The sequence below is a fragment of the Pseudomonas sp. GL-B-19 genome (genome assembly GCF_019956415.1).
Classification (GTDB): Bacteria; Pseudomonadota; Gammaproteobacteria; order Pseudomonadales; family Pseudomonadaceae; genus Aquipseudomonas.
Window position 1 is genome coordinate 1 of record NZ_JAHBDK010000105.1, and the last position, 2,711, is coordinate 2,711.

At 56.7% G+C, this 2,711-nt stretch carries 4 protein-coding genes; all 4 read left to right on the forward strand.

Features of this window, described 5'->3' with window-relative positions; all coding sequences use genetic code 11:
• Positions 1-295 precede the first annotated feature (295 nt).
• The 4 genes from moaC to KGB06_RS28885 all read left to right on the forward strand — a co-directional run bounded on the left by moaC (position 296) and on the right by KGB06_RS28885 (position 2,559).
• Positions 296-769, forward strand: a complete 474-nt coding sequence (gene moaC / locus KGB06_RS28870) for a cyclic pyranopterin monophosphate synthase MoaC (RefSeq protein WP_162437327.1) — start codon at positions 296-298, stop codon at positions 767-769.
• Positions 766-1,008, forward strand: coding sequence for a molybdopterin converting factor subunit 1 (gene moaD / locus KGB06_RS28875; RefSeq protein WP_149628750.1), 243 nt, complete (start codon positions 766-768; stop codon positions 1,006-1,008). Before moaC ends, moaD begins: the two co-directional genes overlap by 4 nt.
• 3 nt (positions 1,009-1,011) lie before the next feature.
• Positions 1,012-1,464, forward strand: coding sequence for a molybdopterin synthase catalytic subunit MoaE (gene moaE, locus KGB06_RS28880; protein WP_223521813.1), 453 nt, complete (start codon positions 1,012-1,014; stop codon positions 1,462-1,464).
• A 318-nt stretch (positions 1,465-1,782) separates the two neighbouring features.
• Positions 1,783-2,559 carry an ABC transporter substrate-binding protein gene (locus KGB06_RS28885; RefSeq protein WP_223521815.1) on the forward strand — a complete coding sequence of 259 codons (777 nt, stop codon included), beginning with the start codon at positions 1,783-1,785 and terminating at the stop codon, positions 2,557-2,559.
• Positions 2,560-2,711 lie beyond the last annotated feature (152 nt).

A 2,711-nucleotide genomic window follows, 5' to 3' on the forward strand; every position in this document is an offset into this window, starting at 1 on the left:
CGTGAGCTCAACCAATGTTGGCCAGAAGCCAAAGATGGCTTCCTCGAATAGGCCTTATACATAGATGCAACCGGGTAGCAGTGTTTGAAAAGCAGGTAGACAGTGGGGGCGAGTCCATACATAGGAGTGAGCCTGCTCGCGATCGCGGTGTGTCAGTCGATATCAATGTTGAATACCAGACCGTAATCGCGAGCAGGCTCACTCCTACAGGGGGCTTTGCGGTGAATGGATAATCAAGGGTGCGGAAATCTGACCCGCAGGTTTACAATCGACGCTCCTGATCAGGAGTAACCCTGTGCTGACTCATCTCGATTCCCAAGGTCGCGCCAACATGGTCGACGTCACCGAAAAAGCCGTGACGTTCCGTGAGGCGACGGCCCAAGCGCTTGTCCGCATGCTGCCCGACACCCTGCAGATGATCGTCAGTGGCGGTCACCCCAAGGGTGATGTGTTTGCCGTGGCGCGTATTGCCGGCATTCAGGCGGCTAAAAAAACCAGCGATCTGATTCCTCTGTGCCATCCGCTGATGCTGACCGGCGTCAAAGTCGAACTCAGTGCCGAAGGTGACGACACTGTGCGCATCGTCGCGCGTTGCAAGTTGTCCGGGCAGACCGGCGTCGAAATGGAAGCGTTGACCGCCGCCAGCGTGGCGGCATTGACTATCTACGACATGTGCAAGGCCGTGGATCGTGGCATGACTATCGAAAGCGTGCGGCTGCTGGAGAAGGTCGGTGGCAAGAGCGGGCATTTCCAGGCGGATCAACCATGAACGTCACCGTGAAGTTTTTTGCTCGATATCGCGAAGCGCTTGGCGTGGACTCGGTCAAGGTTGAAGGTGATTTCGCCACGGTCGATGACGTGCGCGCGCTGCTGGCTCAGCGCGACGGTGCCGATGTGCTGAGCGAGCAGAACCTGATGTGCGCCCGCAATGAAGACCTTTGCCAGCTCGACGAACCGGTCAGCGATGGCGATGAAGTGGCGTTCTTTCCGACCGTGACCGGGGGCTGATCCATGGCGATTCGCGTGCAGTCCACGGCGTTCGATCCTGGTGCCGAAGTCAACGCCATGCACGCCGCCAATGTGGGCGTGGGCGCGGTGGTGAGTTTTGTCGGCTATGTGCGCGACTTCAATGACGGACTTGATGTGGCCGGGATGTTTCTTGAGCACTACCCGGGCATGACCGAGAAGGCCCTGGGCAAGATTGCCCTGGAGGCTGAGCAGCGCTGGCCGCTGTTGAAGCTGGAAGTGCTGCACCGCATCGGCGCTCTGGAACCGGGAGAACCGATCGTCTTCGTCGGTGCCGCCAGCGCCCACCGCCAGGCAGCCTTCGATGCCTGTGCGTTTGTCATGGATTACCTGAAAACCCGTGCGCCGTTCTGGAAGAAGGAAAACACCCCTGACGGCCCGCGCTGGGTGGAAGGGCGTGACAGTGATCATGCGGCGGCGGATCGCTGGAAGCAGTAAACAACTTGTTGTTTCTTTGTTGTCTGCTCTGCCGCCTTCGCGAGCAGGCTCGCTCCCACAGTAGATCTTCATGAACCCCAAATTTGTGTACGACAAAGATCCCATGTGGGAGCGAGCCTGCTCGCGATAGGGCCATTCGCTTCACCCAATAACCTCCTGACTCACCACCCGACCATCGGCCAGGCATGATCCCGCTTGTCCGATTGACGGTTAATACATAAAAGTCCAGTATGGAATTCCAAGTACAAAAAAGACGTTCCCCGTTCCAGCTCTTTCTTCTGTCTTGCCAAACCAACAACAACCCGCGAGAGAACGAACATGAAGAAATTTCCCCTCATCACCGGTCTGGCCCTGAGTCTGTTGGCGTGCAGCAGCGTGTTTGCCGCCGAGAAAGCCCTGCGCATCGGTATTGAAGCCGCTTACCCGCCGTTTGCTTCCAAAACCGACGAGGGCAAGATTGTCGGTTTCGACTATGAGATCGGCAATGCCCTGTGCGCGCAGATGAAGGTCGAGTGCGTGTGGGTCGAAGGCGAATTCGACGGTCTGATTCCTTCCCTGAAAGTGAAGAAAATCGACATGGCCCTGTCGTCCATGACCATCAACGAAGACCGCAAGAAGTCAGTGGATTTCTCCCACAAGTATTACTTCACCTCATCGCGTCTGGTGATGAAGGACGGAGCGGTGGTCGATGACCAGTACGCCAGCCTCAAAGGCAAAACCGTTGGCGTACAGCGCGCAACCACCACCGACCGTTACGCCACCGAGGTGTTCGAACCGAAGGGCATTAACGTCAAGCGCTATGGCAACAACGAAGAAATCTACATGGACCTGGCAGCCGGTCGTCTTGATGCCATTTTTGCCGACACCATTCCGCTGAATGACTTCCTGTCGATGCCCCGTGGCAAGGGTTACGCGTTTGTCGGACCGGAGTTGAAGGACCCGAAATACGTGGGCGAGGGCGCCGGGATTGCTGTGCGCAAGGGCAATGCTGAGTTGGTGAGGGAACTGAACGCGGCCATTGATGGCATTCGCGCCAATGGCGAATACCAGAAGATTTCGGACAAGTACTTCAAGTCCGATATCTATGGTGACTGATCGATAGCTATCGCGAGCAGGCTCGCTCCTATGTATGGACTCGCCCCCACTGTCTACCTGCTTTTCAAACACTGCTACCCGGTTGCATCTATGTATAAGGCCTATTCGAGGAAGCCATCTTTGGCTTCTGGCCAACATTGGTTGAGCTCACG

Coding starts and splice junctions, on each gene's coding strand:
- moaD (WP_149628750.1), top strand. CDS start 766: ATGAACGTCACCGTGAAGTTTTTTGCTCGATATCGCGAAGCGCTTGGC.
- moaE (WP_223521813.1), top strand. CDS start 1,012: ATGGCGATTCGCGTGCAGTCCACGGCGTTCGATCCTGGTGCCGAAGTC.
- KGB06_RS28885 (WP_223521815.1), top strand. CDS start 1,783: ATGAAGAAATTTCCCCTCATCACCGGTCTGGCCCTGAGTCTGTTGGCG.